Here is a 25,960-nt window from a genome sequence, read left to right as displayed (position 1 = left end):
TTAATAAATAACCCTTACATCAAGAAGATCAATAAGCTGGTTACGATTAGGCTGGATGAAGATACCATTGTGCATGTCAATAATCTGGCCGAGGATAAAGTCCTTCCGCACCAGACCCTTTTAATTTCTGTCTACACCTCCACACATAGGCATATATAGCCGCCTTGGTCTGGCCACAATCAGGTTCGAGCTGGCAGTTTACGCCGAATCATATCCCGCAATAAAAAACGTCCTGGCCACAAGGCGGCTGCGACCTGGGTACTGACGGGCAAGGCCGCTCCTGTGATCTGGGCGGCGAGCAGTTCTGCGCACAATGGCGTTGATGCCAGGCCCCGGGAACCATGCCCGATATTGAGCCATAAGCCCGTGTGCAGCGGGGCCTTGCGCGCCGGTATTTGCTTGGCGTTTTTGATCATGGGAGCGTAGCAGCGGATAAAAGCATCGGTATCCACCACTGGTCCGGCCATGGGCAGATAGTCGGGGGTGGTGCAACGGAATCCGGTACGACCACCAATAACCAGGCCGCTCTTGTCGGCGGTGTCCGCCAGCGCATGCCATGATGAGCCAAAATCTTTCAGGTGATCAAGGTTGGTCTGGTGGTCTTGCGGGCGGAGCGTCAGATCCAGGTCGTTCTGATGATAGGTTGCCCCCAATACCAGCTGACCTTGCCGTGCCGGTGCCATATAGCTGCGGCCACACAGCACGGTTTGTAATGGAGGGCTTTGCTGGGCATCGAGGTAGCTGAGCTGACCACGAATGGATTTGATCGGCAGGTAGGTATCCGGCAGTAATGACGGGCTGGCACCGGCTGTCGCAATCACCAGTTGTCGGCTGGTCAGGGTGGGGGCGTTGTCGAGCTGCAACTGCCAGCGAGTGTCGGAATCTTGCTGTATTGATCGGACGGTAGAGATTTGGACATCAATCAAGGGGTGATCAAGCAGTTGCTGACACAAGTCCGCCGGGCTGACCCAACCGGCATCCGGGAAAAACAACCCGCCTTGCTGTAGCGGATTCCCTGACAAGGTACTGGCTTCTGCCGCGGATACCGGTCGAATCAAGCTCTCAGGGTAGTGGAGGCGGTCGAGAAATTTTTGCTGGCGTTGTTGTTCGGCTGCAGACCAGGCCAGTTGTAATACGCCACAAGGGTTCCAGGCGCCATCGGGACCGGCTGCCAGCTGTCGCTTCATCCAGCGCAGGCTGGTGAGATAAGCCTGCAAATAAAATTCAGTATGGGTGGCTTGGTCATTGGCGGCCAGTTTGACGTATAGACCACCTTGAGGGTTGCCAGAAGCGCCGCTGGCAATACCGGTCTGGTCGATTACCCGTACCGGCATCCCCCGTTCTGCCAGGGCTCTGGCGGTGGTGGCACCGGCCAGCCCAGCGCCGACAACGACCATGGCGAGATCGGGCGTGCCGGTCTCGGTAGTGTTCTCTGTTAACCATGGCCGCACCGGTGTCAGCCATGGTTGGGTGTTGGCTTCGGGAGGACGCTCTGGGCCAATGGTGGCGGCGTATGTTGCCGCCAGCATTTCCCGTTTGCCGTTGAAGCCCCTGGGTCTGTTGACCTGAAACCCGGCTCCTTGTAACCCGCGGCGTACAGCACTGGCAGCGGTAAAGGTGGCCAGGGTGGTAGTGCCTGCCAGGTGAGGATGACGACAACTCAGGCGGCGAATCTGGTTAAACAGCTCGGGTTGCCACATCTGTGGATTGGTCGCCGGAGCAAAGCCGTCCAGATACCATGCATGAACCGGCCCGGACAGTTTGCTCAGGGCATTGTCTACATCGTCCAGTACCAGCGTTAGTTGTACCCGTTGTGCGGGCCAACAGAGGCTGTGGAAGCCACGAATGGCGTCCGGGTACTGAGTGAGTAATTGCTCGCTCAGCTCTACCAGTTCCGGCCAGTGTGCCAGTGCTCTGGCGAGCTGCTGGCGGCTGAGTGGGTATTTCTCAATGCTGGTGATGTGTAACCAGCAGTCAGGGCCGGCGTGTTGCTGGAAGGCCTGCCAGGTAGCGAGAAAATTCAGCCCGGTGCCAAAGCCGGTTTCGACGATACAGAAAGGCCCATGCCAGTCGGCCCAGCGCTGTGGCAGCTGATTGTGTTGCAGGAAAACATAGCGGCTTTCGGCCAGACCATCGTGCAGGGAAAAGTAAGGGTCGTGAAACTGTCGGGATACCGGCAGATCATCGTTTTGCCAGATAATATCGGCATTGCCCAGAGCGAGAGGAGAAGACGAAGCGGAGTGGGAGGTCATGTTGGCCATGGCGTTACAGGAAATGGGTATCGGATTCAGTCATACCGGCAAAAGTGAACAAGGCGCCGGTATGGCTGTGACTGGCTGCTGCCGGTCGTTACTGGATTTTTTCCACACTGATAAGGATCATCGGTTCTGCGGGTTTGTCTCCTCGCAGGGTTTTGACCTTGCCGATGGCATCCACTACATCCATCCCCTTGGTGACCTTGCCGAATACAGCGTAACCGAAACCCCGGCTGCCGTTATCGAGAAAGTGGTTATCGCTCAGGTTGATAAAAAACTGGCTGGTGGCGCTGGCTGGATCGTTCCGGCGAGCCATGGCGATGCTGCCCCGTACGTTTTTCAAGCCGTTTTCAGCTTCGTTGGCAATGGGAGGCAAGGTAGCACGCTGGCGCATGTCGGTGGTGAAGCCGCCGCCCTGAATCATGAAATCGTCGATAACGCGGTGGAACAGCGTTTGATTGTAATGGCCGCTGTCCATATAGGTCAGAAAGTTCTCTACCGAAATGGGGGCCTTGTTACGATCCAGAGCCAGCTCAATAACACCCATATTGGTGGTCAGGCGGACGGCAACCGGTGCTTGTGGGGTGGCATCGGCCCAGGCGGGGGATAACATCAAAACGGCGCTCAGGGCCAGTAGCTGTTTAACTAACAAACGACGGAACATCGATTAACTCCAGAAATAAATAGGTATCAGGCCGGTGTCATTCCGGCACCGGCCGGAATGACGGGCGGTGCCGCGCGATCAGGACCAGCTGCTGGTGTGCTTGCGACCACCACGAAGGGAAGGCAGGATCAAGCCGGCCAGAATGCCGAGAAACACCAGACCTCCACCATAAATCAGGCGGTTGAGGTCGCGGTCTTCGCGTAATTGTGCGTTTTCGACACTTATCGCTTCGAGCTGGATTTCCAGCTCCTGATTACGGGTCGATAATTTGCGGGCTTTTTCATCCAGTGCCAGCGCACCAGAAGATACTTCACGGATATTGTTCAGTTCCTGGGTGACCTGAACGGTTTTTTGCTCCAGGTCGCTGCGTTCGGAACGTAATCCTTTGACCTCTGTCTCCAGGGCTTGCAGGCGTTCGGTTGCAGTGGTGAGTTCTGCTTTGGTCCGTTCCAGCTCCTGGTTGACAACAACCAGATGTTCCCGTGCGGTGGGCTGGTTGTCGAGGTAGCGGGTCAGAACCCAGCCTTCGTTGTTCTTGCTGGTTCGTACCAGTGAATAGCCAGCATCGGTATTTTCGCCAATCAGGGTCAGGTGCTCACCGCTTTTCAGCGCCTGGATAATCCGGTGTTGGGCAGAAGGGCCGGAACGCAGTTGCAGCCACAGCGTGTCGGTGACATAGCGTTTTGAACCGGCAGAGACGGCAACATAACTGTCACCGGCCGCGGTTTGTTCTGCCTGAGCGCCGCTTGTCGCTGTTGTGCCTGCGGCGATGATCAGGCATAACCCCAGTTGCGTTAACAGTTTCACGTCTTACTCCTTGCGGGTTGCCTTAAGGCAACACTTTCTTGAACGGTTTTACGATGACCTGCTGGTATACGCCCGCATCGATATAAGGGTCACTGTCAGCCCACTGCTGGGCATCGTGCAGTGAGTTGAATTCGGCAATCACCAGGCTGCCGGTAAATCCGGCCTTGCCTGGATCGTCGCTATCGATGGCAGGATGAGGCCCGGCAACCAGTAAACGGCCTTCGTCCGACAGGGTTTGCAAACGCTTCAAATGGGCCGGACGGGCAGACAGGCGCTGATCGAGACTGTTGTCAACGTCTTGACTGATAATGGCATACCACATGGTTCAGGACTCCTCGTGATTCATGTATTTGTATAAAAATATCGACTGCGCCACGATAAATACAATGGTCAGTCCCAATAGGCCAAACAGTTTGAAGTTAACCCATATATCTTCAGAAAAGTTATAGGCAACCAGCAGGTTGGTGATGCCACTCAGCAGGAAAAAAGCCACCCAGGCGTAGTTCAGCTGAACCCAGACTTGTGTAGGAAGCGTCAGGTTCTGACCCATCATACGCTGCAGCAGGGTTTTTCCTGTGATCCAGTAGGTACCCAGAAAAGCCGCTGCAAACAGCCAGTTTACAACGGTGGGTTTCCATTGAATAAAGGTTTTGTCTTGCAGAATAACCGTGGCGCCGCCCATCAGTACCACCAGAGCCAGAGTCACCAGATGCATGTTCTCGATTTTACCCGTGGTGAAGCGGGTATAAAGGATTTGCAAAATGGTGGCCGGAATCAGTACGGCGGTGGCCAGTACGATCGGTTCCATGGCATGTAATGAGGCCTGCTGGTCGACATTCAACCAAGGCGATACCCACTCAATCAGCTCGGGAGCGAACTTGTAGGTCAGAAAAAAAACAACGATCGGTAAAAAATCCAGGAGTAACTTCATTCGCTTCGCATTCTATGTCCCATTACAATAGGCCGATTATGGCTGAACCTACCAAGAGCGTCCATGTGAACTCAGAGATCGATTTACACTGCCACAGCAATGCCTCCGATGGCCACTTTCCGGCAGACGAGCTAGTGCGTCTTGCTGCCGAGCGCGGTATCAAAACTCTGGCGATCACAGACCACGATACGGTTGACGGGTTCCGTCGCGGCCAGCATACCGCAGCGGAGCTGGGGATACAGCTGATCCCCGGAATTGAGCTGTCGACTGTCTGGAGTGGTGTATCGGTACATATTGTCGGGCTCGGCTTTGATCCGGAGGCGGCGGTGATGCAACAGGCGGAACAGCATCAGAGTACTGTGCGGGCAGCGCGGGCAGAAATTATCGCTGCGCGGCTGGCGAAAAAACTGCGGTGTGAGATCCCGCTGGCAGAAGTGATAGCCTTCGGTAACACCACAGCGGATCAGTTGGGGCGTCCACATTTTGCCAAATACCTGGTCGAGAAAGGCCTGGTGCCCAGTGTGCAGCAGGCGTTTAGCAAATTATTGGGTGCGGGGAAGATCGGTGACGTCAAAAGCGGCTGGCCTGATATGGCTACTGCAGTGGAGTGGATTGTGGCAGCGGGTGGCATACCGGTGTTGGCCCATGCCCACCTTTACAATATGACCCGTACCAAATTACGCAGCTGTGTGCGGGATTTTATCGCTGCGGGTGGTCAGGCGCTGGAAGTCAGTTACGGTAAAATGGACAGCAATCAGGCGGGGCAGATGGCCTCGCTGGCGCGGGAGTTCAATATGCTCGGCTCCTGCGGTAGTGATTACCACGGCCCGAACCGTTTTGGCCTCGAGCTGGGTATGATGCCGGCTTATCCGTCGCTGATTACCCCGGTGTGGCAGCAATGGTCAGCTTCTTCCTCCGCGCCATGTTGAGCACGGGTTGCCGTTGATCTGCGTTATGGTTTTTTAAGCAGGCGAGTGACCGTCGGCGTATGATCAAGATGGCAGATTGATTGAAAGAGACAGGAGTTAACATGAGCCAATTTTTACAGATTCATCCAGACAATCCCCAGGCACGACTGATTAATCAGGCTGTTGAAGTGCTGCGCAAAGGCGGCGTTGGTATTATTCCCACCGAATGCTCGTATGCGCTGGCGTGCCGTATCGGAGACAAAAAAGCCACAGAAACAATCCAGCGTTTGCGCCAGCTGGGGCCGAAACACAATTTTACTTTGTTGTGTCGGGATTTCTCTGAATTGGCAACGTTTGCCAAGGTAGACAACAGCCAGTACCGGTTGCTCAAAGCCCATACACCGGGGGCATTCACGTTTATTTTGCCCGCCACCCGTGAAGTACCAAGACTGCTGATGCACCCGAAAAAACGCACCATCGGTATTCGGGTACCAGACAACGCCATCGCCATGGCCTTGCTGGAGGCCATGGATGAACCACTGATGACCAGTTCATTGATTATGCCCGGAGACGATATGCCGCTGTCCGATCCTTACGATATCCGTCAAACCCTGGAAAACCAGCTCGATCTGATTATTGATGGCGGTTATTGCGGTTTTGAAGCCACGACCGTGATTGATATGACCGGCGACGCACCAGAGCTGATTCGACAAGGGGTCGGGGATGCGGCGGATATCCTCGACTAGTCATCGGCCGGGCTGTCAGTCGGGGATAAAACCGGTATGATGCGCGTTTTGTTGTTTCGCTTGCCTGGATGATTAGAATGACTCAAGACGCTTCGAATGCCACTGCGCCAAATGGCCCCAAACGGGTTCTGACCGGCATTACCACCTCCGGAACACCTCATTTGGGGAATTACGTCGGAGCCATTCGGCCAGCCATTGAAGCCAGCCGGGAAGACACCAACGAGTCGTTCTATTTTCTGGCAGATTATCATGCCCTGATCAAATGTCAGGACCCGGCCGCGGTCCAACAGTCCACCAAGGAAATTGCCGCGACCTGGCTTGCCTTGGGGCTGGATACCAGCAAAGCCGTTTTTTACCGGCAGTCAAATATTCCCCAGATCACGGAACTGTGCTGGGTTCTCAGCTGTATTTGCGCCAAGGGATTGATGAACCGGGCACATGCCTACAAGGCATCCGTGGACGTCAACGTAGCCGACGGTGTGGATGCCGACAAAGGCATCAGCATGGGCCTGTTCAGCTACCCGGTACTAATGGCAGCGGATATCCTGATGTTTGGTGCCACACATATACCGGTTGGCAAGGATCAGATCCAGCATGTGGAAATGGCCCGCGATATCGCCCAGCGTTTTAACCATATCTATGCCAACAAGGCCCCGATTCTGACGCTGCCCGATTACGTTGTGAGTGATCAGGTGGCCGTGCTGCAAGGGCTGGACGGTCGTAAAATGAGCAAAAGCTACGGTAATACCATTCCGCTCTTTTTGCCTGAGAAACAACTGAAAAAACACATCAACAAGATCAAGACCAACCTGTTGGAACCCGGTGAAGCCAAAGACCCGGATACCTCTGCGGTCTTCCAGATCTGGCAAGCCTTTGCTTCCGACGAACAAACCGCCGCCATGCGCCAGGCCTTTGCTGATGGTATTGCCTGGGGTGAAGCGAAGAAACAACTGTTCGAGCTGATCAACGCTGAGCTGGCTGAATCACGGGAGCGTTACAACGACTTGATGAGCCGTCCCCAGGATATCGAAGAACAGCTGCAGGCCGGTGCTGCCCGCGCTCGCGCCATCAGTGAACCCATGATGGCTGAGGTGCGGCAGGCGGTAGGTATCGCCCGCTTGTTTTGAAAACCCGTTCGGTGAATCGGGTTATCCGTATTTGTTGTCACTGGCACCTGCGTTTGGCAGGTAGTCCGTATCAGGATCAATACAAGAGGGATGTTATTTGAGCTCCATGGATTCCCAGCGGCGCGTGGTTTCCGGTATGCGCCCGACAGGGCGGTTGCATCTCGGGCACTATCACGGCGTATTAAAAAGCTGGGTGCGTTTGCAGCACGAATATGAATGTTTTTTCTTTGTTGCCGACTGGCACGCCATGACCACTGAGTACGAGCAGCCACAGGCATTGTCGACCCATGTCTGGGACATGCTGATCGACTGGCTGGCAGCGGGGATCAATCCGGGGTCTGCGACATTATTTATCCAAAGCAAAATACCGGAGCAAGCCGAGCTGCATTTGTTGCTGTCGATGCTGACGCCACAAGGCTGGCTGGAGCGGGTACCGAGCTACAAAGACAAAAAATCGTCCCTGCATGAATCGGAATCATCGACGTATGGCCTGCTGGGTTACCCCTTGCTGCAAGCCGCCGATATTCTGACCTATCGTGCCGGTCTGGTGCCGGTCGGTGCCGATCAGGTGGCTCATATCGAAATGGCGCGAGATCTGGCCCGCCGTTTTAATCATTTATACGGCCGCGAAGCCGGGTTTGAAGACCATGCCCGGCTGGCGTTAAAAAAAATCGGTAAAAAGACCGGCAAGCTGTACAAGGAACTGCGGCGGGATTTTCTTTCGCATGGCAATAACGACGCCTTGCTGACTGCCCAGGCGCTGGTGCGGGAACAGGTCAGCCTGACGCTATCCGATCGGGAACGCCTGATCGGTTATCTTGAAGGCGTAGGGCGAACCATTCTGCCGGAACCCCATGAAATGCTGACGGCTACGGCGAAAATGCCCGGCCTGGACGGCGAAAAAATGTCCAGCTCCGGGAATAATTTTATTCCATTACGCGCTGAGCCTGATGAGGTCAGCCAGAAAATCCGCACCATGCGTACCGATCCGGCACGAGTCCGGCTGACAGACCCCGGCAACCCGGATGTGTGCCCGGTATGGCCCTTTCATCAGGTCTATTCCGATGAATCACTGCAGCAGCGTGTCCAGGGCGCCTGTCGTGGTGGTGAGTGGGGATGTCTGGAATGCAAGCAGCCGGTGATCGATGCGATCGTGGCTGAGCAGGAACCGATTCGTGCCCGCGCGGCACAATATGAAAACGAGCCGGATTTGCTCCGCAGTCTGATTGCGGATGGTACCGACAAAGCGCGGGATGCAGCGCGAGCGACACTGGATGAAGTGCGCGAGGCCATGGGATTAAGCTATCGCTAGGAGAGGCTGTGACACACGCGCAGAATAACGCCGCCCCAGCACCCGGCAATACCTCCGTTGCCGCTGTGGATGTCACTGAAGTGACCGAATCTCTTGAGTCGACGCCGCCAGCGATATCCTTTGCTTTGGTACAAGGGCAGCCCCTGACCCAGTTGCCGCTGGATTTGTACATACCTCCCGATGCGCTGGAGGTGATTCTGGAGCAATTTGAAGGGCCACTGGATCTGCTGCTGTACCTGATTCGCAAACAGAACCTGGATATTCTCGACGTCAACGTGGCTGATATTGTTGATCAGTACCTGCGCTACATTGATGTGATGCAAGAAATGCAGCTGGAGCTGGCGGGGGAGTATCTGGTCATGGCCGCCATGCTGGCAGAAATCAAAAGCCGCATGCTGTTGCCTCGTCACAGTGACGGCAGTGATGAAGAAGAAGACCCTCGCGCCGAGCTGATCCGCCGCTTGCAGGAATATGAGCGTTTCAAGACGGCCGCTGAAGACCTGGATGCCCTGCCGCGTATGGAGCGGGACTGGCAACAGGCCAGCCTTCGTATCGAGCAGCCGACAGTGACCCGTATGCACCCGGATGTTGACATGCGGGAGCTGATGCTGGCCTATGCCGATATTCTGCGGCGGGCTGACCGTACCGAACATCACGAAGTACAACGTGAGCAGCTATCAACCCGGGAGCGTATGAGCCAGGTACTGGAGCGACTGGATGGCGATGAATTCAGCCCGTTCCTGCAGCTGTTTGATCCGACGGAAGGTCGTCTGGGGGTTGTTGTGACCTTTCTGGCGGTGCTGGAACTGGTAAAAGAAAAACTGATCGAGCTGGTGCAACAGCAGCCATTTGGTCCGATCCATGTGCGGATGAAGCCCGCAAGCGGAGAGTACACTGACGATGAATAATCCTGACCGTCATCACCGCAATCAGTCACTGGTTCGCCATGGCCTGACAGCAGAGCAGCTGGCTGCTGTATTGGAAGCTGCGATGCTGGTTCATGCCGCACCGATGTCGCTGGAGCGTATGGCCAGCCTGTTTGACGAGTCGCAGAAACCGCTTAATTCAGAACTGCGCGCTGCCCTTGAGTTGCTGGATCAGCAGCTGCAGGGGCGAGGTATTGAACTGGTCAAGGTCGCCAGTGGCTATCGATTGCAGGTGCGTCAGCACACCATGCCCTGGGTCAGCCGGTTATGGCAGGAGCGGCCACCGCGTTATACCCGGGCTTTACTGGAAACCCTGGTGCTGATCGCCTATCGACAACCAGTGACCCGAGGTGATATTGAAGATGTACGTGGCGTGGTGGTCAGTTCCGGTATTATCAAGACCTTGCTGGAGCGTGAATGGATCAAGGTGGTCGGTCATCGTGATGTACCGGGGCGGCCAGCGCTGTTCGCCACCACGGCAGAATTTCTCGATTATTTTGGCCTCAGTAGCCTTGATCAACTACCCTCTCTGATGGCTATCCGGGAGCTGGATGAGGACAATCGCAAGCAGGCGTTGGGTGAGAATGCCGACGCCAGGCGCCGTCCCGATGAAGATTATACATTTACCCGCGACGAAGACGTCGCTCGGCGTGGTGCCGATGTTCTGGATGCCACCGCCGATGACTTGGCCGAGGCCGATGCACTGGTCGCCCGAGTTGAACAGAATTTGCTGGCCCGTAATGAGCATGACTCAGGCAGCAATAACAAGATCACCAAAGGTAGCAATACAGAGGGCGTCCCCGCCCGGAAGCAGCTTGACGATTTGATCGACCGGCTGCAACAACCAGCACAGCGGGACGCTTCCCAGACACCTGCAGACTCAGCGGCATCGGAAGATGATGCAGAGGATGCCCGTAAACAAGATAAACCGTCATGAAAGAACGTATACAAAAAATCCTGGCCGTCAGTGCCATTGCCAGCTCCCGTCGTGAAGCCGAACGCTGGATTGCTGAAGGCCGTGTGGGCCTGAATGGCAAAACCGCCGTGTTGGGTGATCGCGCCGATAAGTATGATGATGTGCGCCTCGATGGTCGCCCGCTCAAGCTGGATGATATTGGCCGGGATCGCCGCGTGCTGGCTTATAACAAGCCGGTGGGCGAAGTGTGCAGCCGTACCGACCCGGAGAAGCGCCCGACGGTTTTTGATCACTTGCCCAAAACCAAAGGCGAACGCTGGATCAATGTTGGCCGTCTGGATATCAATACCAGTGGTTTGCTGCTGTTCACCACCGATGGTGAACTGGCCAACCGGTTGATGCATCCATCGACCGGTGTCGATCGTGAGTACGCGGTGCGGGTTCGGGGTGATGTGGATGAGGCGATGATTACCCGGCTGAAAGAAGGCGTCTTGCTGGATGACGGCATGGCCAAGTTTGCCGATGTGAAATACTTCGATGGCGAAGGCCAGAACAAGTGGTATCACGTGGTGGTGATGGAAGGTCGTAACCGCGAAGTGCGGCGCTTGTGGGAAAGCCAGGGAATTGAAGTCAGTCGTCTTAAACGGGTGCGTTATGGCTGTATTTTTCTGCCATCCAATATTCCGGTCGGTACCTGGGTTGAGCTGGGCCAGCGTGAGCTGAATGACCTGTCAGACTCGGTCAGCCTGGAGCGTAAACGCGTGCGTCGGTTGGTCGGGAAAGAAAAAGAACAATTCCAGCGCCAGCAAAAGCGTCAAAAAATACGTCAGCAGGTTGGCCCACGTCCCAAGCGGCGTAACCCCGAAGCCTGATCCGTTCTGGTATTAATCCGGTGGCGTGGCGCAGGATTCTGGCAATGCTTGCTCACCCACCACCCGGTTGCGTCCCTGATGCTTGGCGCTGTACAGCGCCTGGTCGGCACGATGAATCAGACTGCGGCGACTGTCAGATGCCCTCAGGCTGGCACAGCCAATACTGGCGGTGGCAGCGATATTGACCCCATATGATGAAATACGCCGTTGGCTGATGGTCTCGCGAATCCGGTTGGCAACAATCATGGCATCGCTCTGATGGGCATTGCTGAGTAATACCAGAAACTCTTCCCCTCCAAAACGAAAGCACAGGTCCGTCTGGCGCATACAGTCGGTAATGGCTTGTACCGCGCTTTGTAGTACTTCATCGCCACTGTTGTGGCCATACTGGTCGTTAATCGCCTTGAAGTTATCCATATCGAGCATCAAGAGCGACAGTTGCTGGTTATGGCGATGGCTCAGTTCAATTTCCCGCTCCAGCGTCTGTTCCATGGCAATCCGGTTACCAGCTCCGGTCAAGGGGTCACGAAACGAGGCATCCCGTACTTTCTGATACAGCAAGGCATTACGCAGAGGATGGCGTAAAACCCCAAGCAGTACGTGCAAGCAGGATTGTTCGTGGTCATACAGGGGGGTGGCGCGAAAAAAAATCAGTTCGCCCAGGTCATCATCATGAAGATTCAGGGAGTGATTGACCCGGTGTGGGCCAACCCGCCCGAGGCAGACCGCCATAGGCAGGTCATACGAGCGATAGCTGATGCCATCAATAGGGATAGTGTTCTGGATATTCTGGAAGAAGAGTTCAATCAGCAGTCGCAGTTCCAGCGTGCTCTGGAGTTGCAGGGCGAGATGAAGCAGGGTTTCGGGTCGAATGGGGTCATCAATAACGGTGGCGTCGTTCGGCCCAGGCGGGTTACTGCGTTGTGATCGGTTCACCCCATCTTGCCTCTTGTTGTTTTATGACCAGATTATAGTTCATAAGCAAAGTTAATGCCTGAACTCTGGTGTTGATAAAATACTATATAACTCAATAACTTGTCTTTATAGCATCGGCTTTGCTGAAAAATACTCTTGGTTGGTGTCATTAAAAAGAACATATTTTTGACGCAGCAAGTCAATTTATTGTCAGTTGTTGACGTGGCGTGGATATAGAGAGCGGAGAGAATGGCGAGGGAATCGGAGCAAGAGTGTCTGACCGGAGAACACCCCGGCCAGACATCTCATTCAGCCTGAGTCCGCTAGTGGTCTATTCCGGGCGAAATGCGTGTTCGCCCTGGGCGTCCAGGCTCTGGCCATGAATACCGGTGGATGCCGGGCTCATCAAATGCAGGTACAACGGCATAATATCACTGGGAGGAGTTACATCGGCGGGGTTTTCAACCGGATAAGCGGCTGCCCGCATGGTGGTGCGGGTCGCTCCCGGGTTGATGGCATTGACGCGGATATTGCTGGTGTTTTCCAGCTCTTGTGCGAGTACCTGCATCAGCCCTTCGGTAGCGCATTTGGATACCGAATAGGCTCCCCAATAAGCGCGACCAACACGGCCAACGCTACTGCTGGTAAACAGAATGGCGGCATCGGCGGGTGCCTTGTGCAGCAATGGCAGCAGCTGCTTGATCAGTAAAAACTGGCTGTTGAGGTTAATTTGCATCACCTTCATCCAGGTGTCGGCATGGTAGTTGTCGATGGGGGTACGCTGGCCGAGCACACCGGCATTCAACAGCAAGCCATCCAGATGCCCAAAGTGGGTTTCGATCATCTCGGCCAACTGACGGTAAGGTTCTTCGTCGCTGGTTTCCAGATCAAACGGCATAACGGCGGCTTGTGGCAATTGCTCGGCTTCAATCAGGTCGTAGGTATCGTTCAGGGCTTCCTGGGTACGTCCCAACAATAAAACGGTGGCTCCGGCCCGGGCATAAGTCAGGGCTGCTTCGCGGCCAATTCCGTAGCCAGCGCCGGTGATCAGAATAGTACGCCCTTGCAGGGCTTGTGTTGCGGTCATGCGAAAATCCTTGGTCTGGTGGTTCGGGTCAGGGGGATGGCCTGGATCAACCGATACGCCGCCCTGGTGGTGCTGATCAACAGGGTGGCGGCTAGCGGCCGAGCAAGGTGATCAGTTCATCCGCGGTATGAATACTGTTATCGGCTTGCCAGCGCTGCGGGTCATCGTGGTCTTCTATATAACCAAACAGGGCGGCAATGGTGCGCATACCGGCAGCCTTGCCGGCTTGAATATCGCGCAGATGGTCGCCCACATACCAGCAGGCCTCCGGTTGCAGTTCCAGCTGGGCTGCGGCCAGCAGCAGGCTTTCCGGGTCTGGTTTGGCGATACGAACATCGTCGGCACAGACCAGTACCGGTGCGCTAATGGCCAGCTTTTCCAGCAAGGGAACAGCAAAACGGCGTGGTTTGTTGGTGACAATGCCCCATTGCACCCCTAGCAGTTGCAATTCATCGAGTACGGCCCGGAAGCCGGGAAACAAGGCGCTGGCCGTGGCAAGGTAGTCACCATAACGGTTGAGCAACTGCTCGCGGTAGTCACTGAATTCCGGGTGATCCCGGCTTATTTCCCAGGTGATTTCGGTCAGTGCCGCACCGCCATTACTGACTTGCTGGCGAATGGTTTTATGGTCCAGTGGGGGCTTGCCCTGTTCTTGTCGCAGCGAATTGACAACACCAAAAAAGTCGGGGGCACTGTCGAGCAGGGTGCCATCCAGGTCGAACAGGATGGCGTGTGGATGCGGCTGGCTCATACGTCGTCCTGTGCTGGCCGGATGGTGGTCATCAGGTAATTGACGCTGACATCCTGGTCGTTCAGTTTGTAGCTTTTGAACAGCGGGTTATAGGTCATGCCGGTAATATGGGTCGCTTGCAAATCAGCCTGGCGGCACCAGCGTGTCAGCTCACTGGGCTTGATGAATTTGGTGTAGTCGTGGGTACCGGCCGGTAGCATTTTTAACAGGTATTCCGCTCCGATAATCGCCATGCCATAAGCTTTGGGGTTGCGATTCAAGGTAGAGAAAAACACATGGCCGCCAGGTTTTACCAGGGTGGCACACGCACGGATGATGGAAGCCGGGTCGGGTACGTGCTCAAGCATTTCGAGGCAGGTGACGACGTCGAAACTGGCCGGTTGCTGTTCGGCCAGTGCTTCAACGGCAATGTGCTGGTAATCAATTTTGACGCCGGATTCGAGGGCGTGCAAACGGGCGATATTCAGCGGCGCTTCACCCATATCGATACCGGTAACCGTGGCACCGCGCTGGGCCATGGCTTCGCTGAGCAAACCACCACCACAGCCAACGTCCAGAACCTGTTTGCCAGCCAGTTCGGCAGCCTGGTCGATGTAGTTGCAGCGTAATGGGTTGATATCGTGCAGGGGTTTGAATTCGCTTTCCGGGTCCCACCAGCGGCTGGCCAGGGCTTCAAATTTGGCGACTTCGGCGTGGTCGACGTTTGCTGTACTGTGTTCGGTCATCATTGTTTCCTGTTGTCCCGTCGAGGTCTTGGGTTAATTCGGACGAATACGTTGTGACCACTGGCGCGCAGTGGCGGTCAGCTGGTCGATATCTATGTGGGTAAACTCGGCGTTATGCAACAGCGCCTGGCCAGCCACCCAGACATGGCTGGTATAACGACTGCTGTCGGTGTAAACCAGCTGGGATATTGGATCATACAGTGGTTGCTGTGATAGCTGTGACAGGTCAACTGCTTGTAAATCAGCCCATTTGCCAACTTCAATCGAACCGGTGTGCTGGTCGATGCCCAATGCCTGGGCACTGCCCAGCGTGGCCATATGCAAGGCTTGCAAGGCCGGTACGGCGGCGGCATCGGCGGCGACGGCCTTGGCCAGCATGGCAGCGGTTTTCATTTCGGCCTGCAGGTTCAGGTCGTTGTTGCTGGCGGCACCATCGGTGCCCAGTCCGAGCGGAATACCGGCCTGTAACAGCCGAGCCGTGGGGCAAAAGCCACTGGCAAGTTTCAGATTGGATTCCGGACAGTGGACGACGCTGGCACCGCTCTGGCGCATAAGTTCGAGGTCCTGGTCGTTGATCTGGGTCATATGGACACAGCTGACGCCAGGGACCAGAAAGCCCAGATCGAACAGGCGTTCGATAGGGCGCTTGCCGTATTTTTCCAGGCTGTCTTGCACCTCAAAGGCGGTTTCATGCAAATGGATCTGTACCGGTAGCTGCAGCTCATCAGCCATGGCGCGTACCTGGCGCAAAGGAGCATCGGAGACGGTGTAGGGGGCATGAGGTCCGAGTCCCAATGTCAGCAGGTCGTGCTGTTGGCACTGGGTATGGACTGCCAGGGCTTTCTGTAGATAGTCATCGGCGTTGCTGGCGTAGTTGGTAGGAAAATCCAGAACCGGCATCAGGTTAACGTGGCGCATGCCGACGGTCAGCGAGGCCGCAATGGCATCCTGCGGATAAAAGTACATATCGGCAAAGGTGGTGGTGCCGGAACGAATCATTTCCGCCATTGCCAGTTCGGTACCCTGGCGGACAAAGTCACTGTTCACCCATTGGGTCTCGGCAGGCCAGATATGCTGCTGCAGCCAGGTCATCAAGGGTAAATCATCCGCCATTCCCCGGAACAGCGACATCGCGGCATGACCATGGGCATTGATATAGCCGGGCAGCAGTGCATGGTGGGGCAATTCGATGGTTTGCCGGGCGTCACGCTCAGATTCTGACGACTCAATGGCTTCAATACGGCCGTTTGTTACAAAAACCGAAGCGTGTTCGATGATCGGTTGATTACCATCCATTGGCACCAGCCAGCGAGCGTTGAGGCGGAGGTCTGCAGTCATGAATAATCCTCATGTAAAAAGAGAGTAGATCGCCGTCAACGGTGGCGGGCACGAAGACGATTATATCCACCGCCCGGAGTGTTCGCGACCGCAGACTTGCAGAGTCCGCAAGATTGGAATCCAAAAGTGCGGTTTGGGCGGCCGTCAAGGGCAATGGGGCGCTTTTGCCCGAAAAGATGTTCGTTGCCGGGTATTTTGTTAATGCTGGGCTTGTGGTTGTTCTGAGACGCTTCTGGCAGGGAGTGTATTAGGTTATCGGGGCTTTTATGGTATGATGCGCGCTTTGTTTTGCGCTGCAAAATAACGCTGGTTCTGAACCAGTCTGTTGTCTGCAGCCAGGGCAGCGGTACGAATGGGTAGCGGTTGTGATTGCTGCCTGCTCCGGCGGTTGTTCTGTTAATCAATACAGTCAAGTGAATGCCATCGCCACGGTATGTGGCCAAGCGATACAGCACGGATCTTAATAGTCTATGGGTGAGTTAGCCAAAGAAGTTCTCCCGATTAACATCGAAGATGAATTGCAACAATCGTACCTTGATTACGCCATGAGCGTAATTGTCGGGCGAGCATTGCCCGATGTTCGGGATGGTCTCAAACCGGTGCATCGTCGTGTTTTGCATGCGATGAACGTACTGAACAACGACTGGAACAAGCCATACAAAAAATCCGCTCGGGTGGTTGGTGATGTCATTGGTAAATATCACCCGCACGGTGACTCTGCTGTTTACGACACTATTGTGCGTATGGCGCAGGATTTTTCCATGCGTTACACGCTGGTGGATGGCCAGGGTAACTTTGGCTCGGTCGACGGCGACTCGGCCGCAGCCATGCGTTATACCGAAATCCGCATGGATAAAATCAGCCACGACATGCTGGGTGATATCGAAAAGGAAACCGTCGACTGGGTGCCCAACTACGACGGTACCGAGCAGATTCCGGCAGTATTGCCGACCCGTGTGCCCAATTTGCTGGTGAATGGTTCCTCCGGTATCGCCGTGGGTATGGCAACCAATATTCCGCCGCATAACCTGACCGAAGTATTGACCGGTTGTCTGGCGCTGATCGACAACCCGGATCTCGATATCGACGCCCTGATGGAATACATCCCGGGGCCGGATTTCCCGACGGGCGCCTTTATTAATGGTCGTGATGGCATTATTGAAGCCTATCGCACCGGTCGAGGTCGCATTTATCTGCGTGCTCGCCACCATTTTGAAACCGACGAAAAGAACAGCAAGGTCAGTATTGTGTTCACCGAGATTCCTTATCAGGTGAACAAGGCCCGCTTGATTGAAAAAATTGCCGAGCTGGTCAAGGAAAAAAAACTGGAAGGCATTACCGAACTGCGTGATGAGTCCGACAAGGACGGTATGCGGATTGTGATAGAGCTGCGTCGTGGTGAAATGCCCGAAGTCGTGCTCAATAACCTGTTCGCCCAGACCCAGTTACAAGGCGTGTTCGGCATCAACGTTGTGGCACTGGTCGAAGGCCAGCCCCGCACGCTGAACCTGAAGCAGCTGCTGGAAGCTTTCGTCAAGCACCGTCGTGAAGTCGTTACCCGTCGCACCATTTTTGATCTGCGCAAGGCCCGGGAGCGCGGCCACTTGCTGGAAGGTCTGGCACTGGCACTGGCGAATATTGATCCGGTGATCCAGTTGATCAAGGAATCCACCAACGCTGCCGAAGCGAAGGAAAAACTGATCGTTACCGCCTGGCATCCGGGCGATGTCCTGGACATGCTGGAGCGAGCCGGTGAAGACGCCTGTCGCCCGGATGACCTGCCGGAAGAATTTGGCTTCCGGGATGGCAAGTACCATTTGTCGCCGGCCCAGGCACAAGCCATTCTGGATCTGCGACTGCAAAAACTGACCGGCCTGGAACATGAAAAACTGATCGAAGAGTACCAGCAAAAACTGGAAGAAATCGCCGAATATCTGGAGATTCTTGGTAGTGCCGATCGCTTGATGACAGTGATCCGGGAAGAGCTGGAAGCCATTCGGGCAGAGTATGGCGATGAGCGCAAGACCGAAATCATGGCGGTGAAGCGCGACCTGAGCATGGCTGACCTGATTCCGGAAGAGGATCTGGTGCTGACGCTGTCCCACAGCGGTTACGCCAAGACCCAGCCGATCGATGCCTATCAGGCCCAAAAGCGCGGTGGTAAAGGGCGTTCTGCCACGTCAGTAAAAGATGAGGACTTCATCGAACACCTGTTAGTGGTGAACAGTCACGATACCGTGTTGTGTTTTACCGATGCGGGCAAGGTGTACTGGCTGACGGTGTACAATATTCCGCAAGCCAGCCGTAATGCCAAAGGCCGTCCGATTGTCAATGTACTGGCACTGGATGAAGGTGAACGTATTACCGCCATTCTGCCCGTGGTCGAGTACCGTGAAGACAACTTTGTCTTTATGGCCACCGCTCGCGGCACGGTGAAGAAAACCTCGCTCGACCAGTTTTCCCGTCCACGCTCCAGCGGTTTGATCGCCTGTGAGCTGGATGACGGTGATCATCTGGTTGGTGTGGCCATTACCGATGGCTCGCGCGATATCATGCTGCTGTCTGATGCCGGTAAAGCGGTGCGTTTTTATGAAGGCCAGGACAGCGAAGGCAAAGGCGGAGTACGGCCGATGGGACGTACAGCCCGTGGGGTGCGAGGCATCACACTGGGTCAGGAGCAGAGCGTTATTGCACTGATCATTCCGGAAGAAAACGGTGCGATTCTCACCGCTTCAGAGCGTGGTTTTGGCAAACGCACGGAAGTGACGGAGTTCCCGACCAAGGGGCGCGGCACACAAGGTGTGATTGCCATGGTCACCAACGATCGTAACGGCCGTATGGTGGGAGCCGTGCAAGTGTTCGACGGTGATGAAGTGATGCTGATCAGCGATCAGGGCACGCTGGTGCGTACCCATGTCAACGAAGTATCACTGTTGGGTCGTAACACCCAGGGTGTGACCCTGATTCGTGTCAGTGAGAAAGAAAAGCTGGTCGGGCTGGAACGGATCTGTGATCCGGAAGATGATGAAGCCCTGTTGGCGGTATTGGCGAACGCTGATGACGCCGGCGATACGGCCGATCATAGTGATCAAAGCGATCAAGAAGCCGGTGTTGAAGACAATTCTGACAGCAATACCGACGACAACGGTGACGACGCAGAATAACAAGCTGCGTTCGTCTGGACGGGGCGCTCCGGCGCCTGCAATACAGAGCAATCAATCTGATGAACCGAGTGTTTAATTTTTGTGCTGGCCCGGCGGCATTGCCGAGTGCGGTACTGGAGCGGGCGGGTCTGGAACTGGCAGACTGGCATGGCAAGGGCTTGTCGATCATGGAAATGAGCCACCGCAGCGCTGATTTTGTTGCCGTGGCCAAAAAAGCCGAACAAGACCTGCGTGACCTGATGGCCATTCCTGACAACTATAAAGTGTTGTTTATGCAAGGTGGCGCCAGTAGCCAGTTTGCGATGGTGCCATTAAACCTGGCCAACGGCAGCGGCAAGGTCGATCAGATCGTGACCGGCCAATGGTCAAAAAAAGCGCTGGCAGAAGGCAAGCGTTTTGCGGATGTCCGGGTGATTGCCTCGACCGAAGACAATAAGTTTACCTCGGCGCCGGCACCATCAGAATTGGCCTTCAACGCCGACGCCGACTATGTCCATTACTGTCCGAATGAGACGATTGGTGGTGTGGCGTTTGATTATATTCCTGACACTGGCGACGTTCCTCTGGTGGCGGATCTGTCATCGGCGATTTTGTCTGATACGCTGGATGTCAGCCGTTTTGGCATGATCTACGCCGGTGCCCAGAAAAACATCGGCCCGGCGGGCCTGTGTGTGGTCATTATTCGTGATGACTTGCTGGGCAAGGCCCGGGCAACCACACCAACGATGTTCAACTACACCGTGTGTGCCGATAACGGCTCGATGTACAACACACCACCAACGTATAGCTGGTATTTGGCCGGGCTGGTGTTTGAATGGCTGAAAGAACAGGGCGGTATTGCGGCCATTGCGGCGGCCAACCATCGCAAAGCGGCACATTTGTATCAGTTTATCGATACCAATGACTTTTATGCCAACCCGGTTGCACTTCCCAATCGCTCGATCATGAATGTGCCCTTTACCCTGGCCGATGCGAATCTGGACTCCTTGTTCCTGCAACAGAGTGAAGCGGCCGGGCTGTTGAATCTGGCCGGTCATCGCAGTGTGGGTGGTATGCGTGCCAGTATTTACAATGCCGTTTCTGAAGCGGCTGTTGTTGCATTAACCGACTTTATGGCCGACTTCGCTCGTCGCCACGGTTAAGCTTGTACACTGGCTCGCCTGTCGGGTCAGTGATCCCATTCCAGATTAACGAAGCAAGGCAACTCATGAGTGAAGCTCAGGAACTCGAACAACTGCGCCAGTCGATTGACTCTATTGATCGGCAAATTCAGGAGTTGATCAATCAGCGTGCCCGCTGTGCCCAGCAGGTTGCAGAGGTGAAGGAAAAATACGCAGCGCCGGGTGAGTCGGTGATTTTTTATCGTCCTGAGCGGGAAGCACAGGTACTGCGTAATGTAATGGTGCGTAATACTGGCCCGTTGCCGGATGAAAATATGGCGCGCCTGTTTCGCGAAATCATGTCGCAATGTCTGGCTCTGGAAGAGCCATTGAATGTGGCGTTTCTTGGCCCGGAAGGGACCTTCACCCAACAGGCGGCAGTAAAACATTTTGGCCATGCCGTGTGCTGTCACAGCCAGGTCTCGATTGGTGATGTGTTCCGTGAAGTGGAAAGCGGTGCTGCCAATTTTGGGGTGGTGCCGGTAGAAAACTCGACCGAAGGCGTGGTGACCCATACCCTCGACAGCTTTTTTGATTCAAACTTGCAGATTTGTGGCGAAGTATCGCTGCGGATTCATCATCACCTGATGTCGCAAGACCCGGCCCAACCGATCGAACGGATCTACTCCCACGCCCAGTCACTGGGGCAATGCCGACGCTGGCTTGACCAGCATTATCCGGACGTGGAGCGGATTGCGCTCAGTTCCAATGCCGAAGCGGCGCGCCGTGCCAGCCTTGAACCGGGCAGTGCGGCGATTGCCGGTGAAGTTGCTGCTGATCTGTATCAGCTGGTTGTCTGCAGCGCCAATATTGAAGATCGCCCGGACAATACCACGCGCTTCTTGATTGTTGGCCGTCAGGCAACCCTGTCCAGTGGTGAAGACAAAACCTCGATCATGGTGTCCAGCCGCAATCAGCCGGGTGCCCTGTATCAGGTGCTGGAGCCATTTCATCAGGCCGGAATCAGCCTGACGCGTATCGAAACCCGACCAGCACGTACCGGCACCTGGAATTACGCCTTTTTTATTGATTTTGAAGGCCACAGTGACGACGCTGTGATCAGTACTGTGCTGGAACAGCTGCAACAGGTTGCGGCGGATTACAAATGGCTGGGTTCTTATCCGAAAGCCGTTCTGTAAGCGACCTGGTTACCGAGCCCTGTCTGTCCATCGATTGACGGGGTTGATTAAACAAGTGTTAGACATCTGGCCGTGCGGCTCCCTTGTCTGGCCCATGCTATGAGAGCAAATCATGAGTGTAGATTTTCAGCAGTTGGCCGTTGCCGGAGTGCGCGGTCTGAAACCTTATCAGCCTGGCAAACCGATTGATGAGCTGGCGCGTGAACATGGGCTGGATGAGGCCAATATTGTCAAGCTGGCCAGCAATGAAAATCCGCTTGGCCCCAGCCCGAATGTGATTGCCGCCATTCAGGGTCAACTGGCAGAACTGACCCGTTACCCGGATGGTGCCGGTTTTGACCTCAAGGCTGCCTTGTGTGAACGCCTGGGCGTGACCGCGGATCAACTGACACTGGGGAACGGCTCCAGTGATATTCTCGATTTTGCCGTGCGGGTTTTTGTCGACAAGGGCGATAACGTCGTTGTGTCGCAACATGCTTTTTCCATTTACGGTCTGGTGACCCGCGCCATTGGTGGCGAAGTGATCGAAGTGCCTGCCCTGAATTTTGGCCATGATCTGATGGCAATGGCGGCGGCGATCAATGACCGTACACGGGTTGTATTTGCCACCAATCCGAACAACCCGACTGGTACCTACAGTACCCGTGCAGAACTGGAAGCTTTTCTGGCAGCGGTACCTGAGCGGGTGCTGGTCTTGCTGGACGAAGCGTATTTCGAATATGCCGAAGTTGAAGACTACCCCAGCGGTCTGGATTACCTGTCACAGTATCCCAACCTGCTGGTCGTGCGTACTTTTTCCAAGGCCTATGGTCTGGCATCGCTGCGGGTCGGTTATGGCGTTTCCAGCCCGGTTGTGGCTGACCTGATGAACCGGGTTCGTCCGCCATTCAATGTGGATTCCTTTGCACTGGCTGCTGCCACCGCAGCGCTGAAAGATAGCGACTATCTGGCCAACAGTGTTGCGCTTAACCGTCAGGGTATGGCGCAGTTGGTTGCCGCGTTTGAGTCGCTGGGATTGAGTTATATTCCGTCAGTAGCCAATTTTGTGACCTTCAAGTTGCCTGCAGGCAAGGATGATCAGACGGTGAATCAACAGTTGCTGCAAATGGGGGTGATTATTCGCCCGGTCGCCAACTACGATATGCCCGGATACATTCGGGTATCGGTCGGAACGACGGCAGAAAACCAGACATTTATTGATGCGTTGACGAAGGTGCTGGCTTGACCACAGAGAATGGATTCTTTGTTCACCGGGTCGCGGTAATTGGCCTGGGGCTGATTGGTTGCTCCTGGGTCAAGGGACTGCGTGCCCAGGGGGGCGTAGGCGAGGTGGTCGGCTTTGATCGCAACCTCGATTCAATGGAACTGGCTTGCGAGACCGGCATTATTGACCGCTACGCAACCTCCCCCGGGGCAGCGGTTGCCGACGCCGATCTGGTGATTGTATCGGTGCCGATTTTATCGGTACGTCCGGTGCTGCAGGCATTGAGTGCGAGCTTGCCGCAGCATGCGGTGATTACCGATGTCGGCTCGGTCAAGGGGTCGGTTGCTGCAGATGTCAAGGCGGTATTCGGGGCCGGGTTTGGCCGCTTTATTCTCGGCCACCCGATTGCCGGTTCTGAACGCAGTGGGGTGGCCGCGGCGGATGAACATCTCTACTGCCGGCACAAGGTGATCATCACGACCGAAGCCCATACCGACAACACCGCACTGCAACTGGTCATGCAGGCCTGGCAAGCGGTGGGAGCCGACGTCGAAATCATGTCGGTGGATCATCACGACGAAGTATTGGCCGCGACCAGCCATCTGCCGCATTTGCTGGCCTATTCGTTGGTGGATACCCTGGCCAACAATCATGAAAACAAAGAAATCTTCAATTATGCGGCGGGTGGTTTCCGTGACTTTACCCGGATCGCTGCCAGTAGCCCGGAGATGTGGCGGGATATTTTTACCGCCAACCGGGAGCAATTGCTGGCAACCCTGGACCTGTTTAACAAAGACCTCCTGCAGTTACGTGAGGCCATTGTCCAGAATGACACCACGACCCTGATGGGGGTGCTGACTCGTGCCAAGGCTGCACGGGATCATTTTTCAAACATACTTGCCCGCAGGGCCTTTGTGGAACCTATGAAAACCAGTTCTCTTTCCTATCTGGTGCAACCGGCCAAGTGTTTGTCCGGCACCTTTCGCGTACCTGGCGACAAATCCATTTCTCATCGCTCCATCATGCTGGGTTCGCTGGCCAATGGTGTTACAGAAGTCAGCGGATTTCTCGAAGGTGAAGACAGCCTGGCAACCTTGCAAGCCTTCCGGGATATGGGTGTGGTGATTGAAGGCCCGCATCGTGGTCGTGTGACCATTCATGGTGTTGGCCTGCATGGCTTGAAAGCACCGGCCAATGCCCTGTATGTCGGCAACTCTGGCACCTCCATCCGGCTGTTGTCCGGTCTGTTGGCGGGTCAGTCTTTTGATGTCGAAATGAGTGGTGATGAATCCTTGAGCAAGCGTCCAATGGGGCGAGTGGCTGATCCGTTACGACAAATGGGCGCCATTGTGGAAACCGAAGAAGGCGGTCGTCCACCGTTAAAAATCAAGGGTAACCAGGCCCTGAAAGGTATTCACTACGTGTTGCCCATGGCCAGTGCTCAGGTCAAGAGCTGTGTGCTGCTGGCGGGTTTGTACGCCGAAGGCAGTACATCAGTGACGGAACCGGCACCGACCCGGGATCATACCGAACGCATGCTGAAAGGCTTTGGCTACGATGTGCAGGTGGATGGCAGCACGGTGACGATCCAGTCTGGCGGTGAATTGACGGCGACCAGTATTGATGTCCCGGCAGATATCTCGTCCACTGCGTTTTATATGGTGGGAGCCAGTATTGCACCGGGTTCCGATATTACCTTGCAGCATGTTGGTATCAATCCGACCCGTATTGGCGTGATCAATATCCTCCGTGCCATGGGTGGCAATATCGAGGTTATGAATGAGCGTGAAGTTGGCGGTGAACCGGTAGCTGATATCCGGGTACGCTCGGCCCAGCTCAAGGGTATCCATATACCGGAAGACCAGGTGCCGCTGGCGATTGACGAATTTCCGGCGATCTTTATTGCCGCCGCCTGTGCCGAAGGGGAAACCATCCTGACGGGAGCAGAGGAATTGCGCGTCAAGGAGAGCGACCGTATCCAGTCTATGGTTGATGGCTTGAATAGCCTCGGCGTTGCGGCGCAAGGCACTGCCGATGGTGCAATTATTCCCGGTTTTGGCCCTGAAGGCAGCTTTGGTGCTGGCGTGATCGCAAGCCATGGCGACCATCGTATCGCCATGAGTTTCTCAATGGCTTCATTGCGGGCAGAGGCAGCGATTGTTATTCATGACTGCGCCAACGTCGCGACCTCTTTCCCGGGTTATGTTGAACTGGCCAATAGCACAGGGTTACAGCTGCAAATACAAGGAGATGTGGGTGGTGACTGATTCGAGAGCAACGTCAATTCCGGCAGCAGTCCCGACGACGTCTGCGGTTATCGCCATTGATGGCCCCTCCGGTGCTGGTAAAGGCACCGTTTGTGCGCTTTTGGCTGAGCAGCTGGGCTGGCATTTGCTGGATAGTGGTGCGCTGTACCGGATTACCGGTCTGGCCGCCAGCCGCAAACAGATTGCGCTGGATGACGAAGTCGCTGTCGCCGCTGTCGCTGCGGTGCTGGATGTGCGTTTTGAACCACGCAGCACTGGAGTGCAGGTGATTCTGGAAAACGAAAACGTGACCGACACCATTCGCACTGAAGACGTTGGCAGCCTGGCCTCTCAGGTTGCGGCTTTACCTGCAGTACGCGATGCCCTGTTGCAGCGGCAACGTGACTTTTGTCAGGCCCCGGGCCTGATTGCTGATGGCCGGGATATGGGTACCGTGGTGTTCCCTCTGGCCGAAGTTAAAGTATTCCTGACCGCCAGCGCCGAAGAGCGGGGCAGAAGGCGATATGAGCAGTTGCTTGACAAGGGATTTGATGCTAGTTTACCCGCCCTTATCGAAGACATCCGAGCTCGCGATGAACGCGACAGCAACCGGGCTGTTGCTCCGCTGAAGCCTGCCGATGACGCTATAACCATTGACAGTACTGAGCTGACGATCGACCAGGTGTGCGGACACGTGGCAGATCTTGTTCGCAAAGCAGGACTGGTCTGAGATGAAATCCGGTACGTTTGCCAGCCCCCTGCTCTAA

The 25,960-nt window shown here is 55.3% G+C and carries 23 protein-coding genes; 13 read left to right on the top strand and 10 right to left on the bottom strand.

Annotation, left to right across the window (positions count from 1 at the left end):
• Window positions 1–179 precede the first annotated feature (179 nt).
• From mnmC to Q8W24_RS09825, 5 genes are all read right to left on the bottom strand, one after another.
• Window positions 180–2,261 carry a bifunctional tRNA (5-methylaminomethyl-2-thiouridine)(34)-methyltransferase MnmD/FAD-dependent 5-carboxymethylaminomethyl-2-thiouridine(34) oxidoreductase MnmC gene (gene mnmC / locus Q8W24_RS09845; RefSeq protein ID WP_305475191.1) on the bottom strand — a complete coding sequence of 694 codons (2,082 nt, stop codon included), beginning with the start codon at window positions 2,259–2,261 and terminating at the stop codon, window positions 180–182.
• Window positions 2,262–2,349: 88 nt separating this feature from the next.
• Window positions 2,350–2,907 carry a peptidylprolyl isomerase gene (locus Q8W24_RS09840; RefSeq protein WP_370693321.1) on the bottom strand — a complete coding sequence of 186 codons (558 nt, stop codon included), beginning with the start codon at window positions 2,905–2,907 and terminating at the stop codon, window positions 2,350–2,352.
• 90 nt (window positions 2,908–2,997) lie between these two features.
• Window positions 2,998–3,726 (bottom strand): TIGR04211 family SH3 domain-containing protein, encoded by a 729-nt coding sequence (locus Q8W24_RS09835; protein WP_305415512.1) that lies wholly within the window; start codon window positions 3,724–3,726, stop codon window positions 2,998–3,000.
• A gap of 22 nt (window positions 3,727–3,748) precedes the next feature.
• On the bottom strand, window positions 3,749–4,048 hold the full coding sequence (locus tag Q8W24_RS09830) for a YciI family protein (RefSeq protein ID WP_303434071.1): 300 nt from the start codon (window positions 4,046–4,048) through the stop codon (window positions 3,749–3,751).
• 3 nt (window positions 4,049–4,051) lie between these two features.
• Entirely contained in the window at window positions 4,052–4,657 is a 606-nt protein-coding gene (locus Q8W24_RS09825) for a septation protein A (protein ID WP_303434070.1), read from the bottom strand.
• 65 nt (window positions 4,658–4,722) lie between these two features.
• Here Q8W24_RS09825 and Q8W24_RS09820 point away from each other — a divergent pair, with 65 nt between their 5' ends.
• The 7 genes from Q8W24_RS09820 (at window position 4,723) to rluB (ending at window position 11,464) form a co-directional block, all read left to right on the top strand.
• A complete protein-coding gene (locus Q8W24_RS09820) occupies window positions 4,723–5,586 on the top strand; it encodes a PHP domain-containing protein (protein ID WP_303434069.1) in 864 nt (287 codons plus the stop codon).
• Window positions 5,587–5,687: 101 nt separating this feature from the next.
• Window positions 5,688–6,311: an L-threonylcarbamoyladenylate synthase gene (locus Q8W24_RS09815; RefSeq protein ID WP_303434068.1), complete on the top strand. Its 624-nt coding sequence runs from the start codon at window positions 5,688–5,690 to the stop codon at window positions 6,309–6,311.
• Between the two features lie 77 nt (window positions 6,312–6,388).
• Window positions 6,389–7,438 (top strand): tryptophan--tRNA ligase, encoded by a 1,050-nt coding sequence (gene trpS / locus Q8W24_RS09810; RefSeq protein ID WP_305415509.1) that lies wholly within the window; start codon window positions 6,389–6,391, stop codon window positions 7,436–7,438.
• Between the two features lie 106 nt (window positions 7,439–7,544).
• Complete coding sequence (locus Q8W24_RS09805; RefSeq protein ID WP_305415537.1) at window positions 7,545–8,750, top strand: tryptophan--tRNA ligase; 1,206 nt, start codon at window positions 7,545–7,547, stop codon at window positions 8,748–8,750.
• A gap of 8 nt (window positions 8,751–8,758) precedes the next feature.
• Entirely contained in the window at window positions 8,759–9,658 is a 900-nt protein-coding gene (locus Q8W24_RS09800; RefSeq protein ID WP_370693320.1) for a ScpA family protein, read from the top strand.
• Entirely contained in the window at window positions 9,651–10,613 is a 963-nt protein-coding gene (gene scpB / locus Q8W24_RS09795; RefSeq protein ID WP_305475188.1) for an SMC-Scp complex subunit ScpB, read from the top strand. The genes Q8W24_RS09800 and scpB overlap by 8 nt, the downstream gene beginning before the upstream one ends.
• Entirely contained in the window at window positions 10,610–11,464 is an 855-nt protein-coding gene (rluB, locus tag Q8W24_RS09790) for a 23S rRNA pseudouridine(2605) synthase RluB (protein ID WP_303434065.1), read from the top strand. The genes scpB and rluB overlap by 4 nt, the downstream gene beginning before the upstream one ends.
• 12 nt (window positions 11,465–11,476) lie before the next feature.
• Here rluB and Q8W24_RS09785 read toward each other — a convergent pair whose 3' ends face one another.
• From Q8W24_RS09785 to Q8W24_RS09765, 5 genes are all read right to left on the bottom strand, one after another.
• The gene (locus tag Q8W24_RS09785; RefSeq protein ID WP_305452381.1) at window positions 11,477–12,400 is read right to left on the bottom strand and encodes a GGDEF domain-containing protein; all 924 of its coding nucleotides are present in this window, start codon (window positions 12,398–12,400) and stop codon (window positions 11,477–11,479) included.
• A gap of 310 nt (window positions 12,401–12,710) precedes the next feature.
• Window positions 12,711–13,466 (bottom strand): YciK family oxidoreductase, encoded by a 756-nt coding sequence (locus Q8W24_RS09780; protein ID WP_303434063.1) that lies wholly within the window; start codon window positions 13,464–13,466, stop codon window positions 12,711–12,713.
• 91 nt (window positions 13,467–13,557) lie between these two features.
• Window positions 13,558–14,217: an HAD family hydrolase gene (locus Q8W24_RS09775; RefSeq protein ID WP_305415507.1), complete on the bottom strand. Its 660-nt coding sequence runs from the start codon at window positions 14,215–14,217 to the stop codon at window positions 13,558–13,560.
• A complete protein-coding gene (gene ubiG / locus Q8W24_RS09770; protein WP_303434061.1) occupies window positions 14,214–14,942 on the bottom strand; it encodes a bifunctional 2-polyprenyl-6-hydroxyphenol methylase/3-demethylubiquinol 3-O-methyltransferase UbiG in 729 nt (242 codons plus the stop codon). The genes Q8W24_RS09775 and ubiG overlap by 4 nt, the downstream gene beginning before the upstream one ends.
• 33 nt (window positions 14,943–14,975) lie before the next feature.
• Window positions 14,976–16,280 carry a TRZ/ATZ family hydrolase gene (locus Q8W24_RS09765; protein WP_305475186.1) on the bottom strand — a complete coding sequence of 435 codons (1,305 nt, stop codon included), beginning with the start codon at window positions 16,278–16,280 and terminating at the stop codon, window positions 14,976–14,978.
• Between the two features lie 470 nt (window positions 16,281–16,750).
• Between Q8W24_RS09765 and gyrA the strand changes: the two genes are divergently transcribed.
• The 6 genes from gyrA to cmk all read left to right on the top strand — a co-directional run bounded on the left by gyrA (window position 16,751) and on the right by cmk (window position 25,923).
• A complete protein-coding gene (gene gyrA / locus Q8W24_RS09760; protein WP_305415506.1) occupies window positions 16,751–19,444 on the top strand; it encodes a DNA gyrase subunit A in 2,694 nt (897 codons plus the stop codon).
• 59 nt (window positions 19,445–19,503) lie between these two features.
• On the top strand, window positions 19,504–20,586 hold the full coding sequence (serC, locus tag Q8W24_RS09755; RefSeq protein ID WP_303434058.1) for a 3-phosphoserine/phosphohydroxythreonine transaminase: 1,083 nt from the start codon (window positions 19,504–19,506) through the stop codon (window positions 20,584–20,586).
• Between the two features lie 65 nt (window positions 20,587–20,651).
• Window positions 20,652–21,743 carry a prephenate dehydratase gene (pheA, locus tag Q8W24_RS09750; RefSeq protein ID WP_305415505.1) on the top strand — a complete coding sequence of 364 codons (1,092 nt, stop codon included), beginning with the start codon at window positions 20,652–20,654 and terminating at the stop codon, window positions 21,741–21,743.
• 112 nt (window positions 21,744–21,855) lie between these two features.
• Window positions 21,856–22,968 carry a histidinol-phosphate transaminase gene (hisC, locus tag Q8W24_RS09745; RefSeq protein WP_305415504.1) on the top strand — a complete coding sequence of 371 codons (1,113 nt, stop codon included), beginning with the start codon at window positions 21,856–21,858 and terminating at the stop codon, window positions 22,966–22,968.
• Complete coding sequence (locus tag Q8W24_RS09740; protein WP_305415503.1) at window positions 22,965–25,214, top strand: bifunctional prephenate dehydrogenase/3-phosphoshikimate 1-carboxyvinyltransferase; 2,250 nt, start codon at window positions 22,965–22,967, stop codon at window positions 25,212–25,214. The genes hisC and Q8W24_RS09740 overlap by 4 nt, the downstream gene beginning before the upstream one ends.
• Window positions 25,207–25,923 (top strand): (d)CMP kinase, encoded by a 717-nt coding sequence (gene cmk / locus Q8W24_RS09735; protein ID WP_303434054.1) that lies wholly within the window; start codon window positions 25,207–25,209, stop codon window positions 25,921–25,923. The genes Q8W24_RS09740 and cmk overlap by 8 nt, the downstream gene beginning before the upstream one ends.
• Window positions 25,924–25,960: the final 37 nt, after the last annotated feature.

It is taken from the genome of Oceanobacter sp. 4_MG-2023, from assembly GCF_030689165.1.
In the GTDB taxonomy this organism is placed as follows: domain Bacteria; phylum Pseudomonadota; class Gammaproteobacteria; order Pseudomonadales; family Oceanobacteraceae; genus Oceanobacter.
This window is presented reverse-complemented; position numbering and strand designations above follow the sequence as displayed.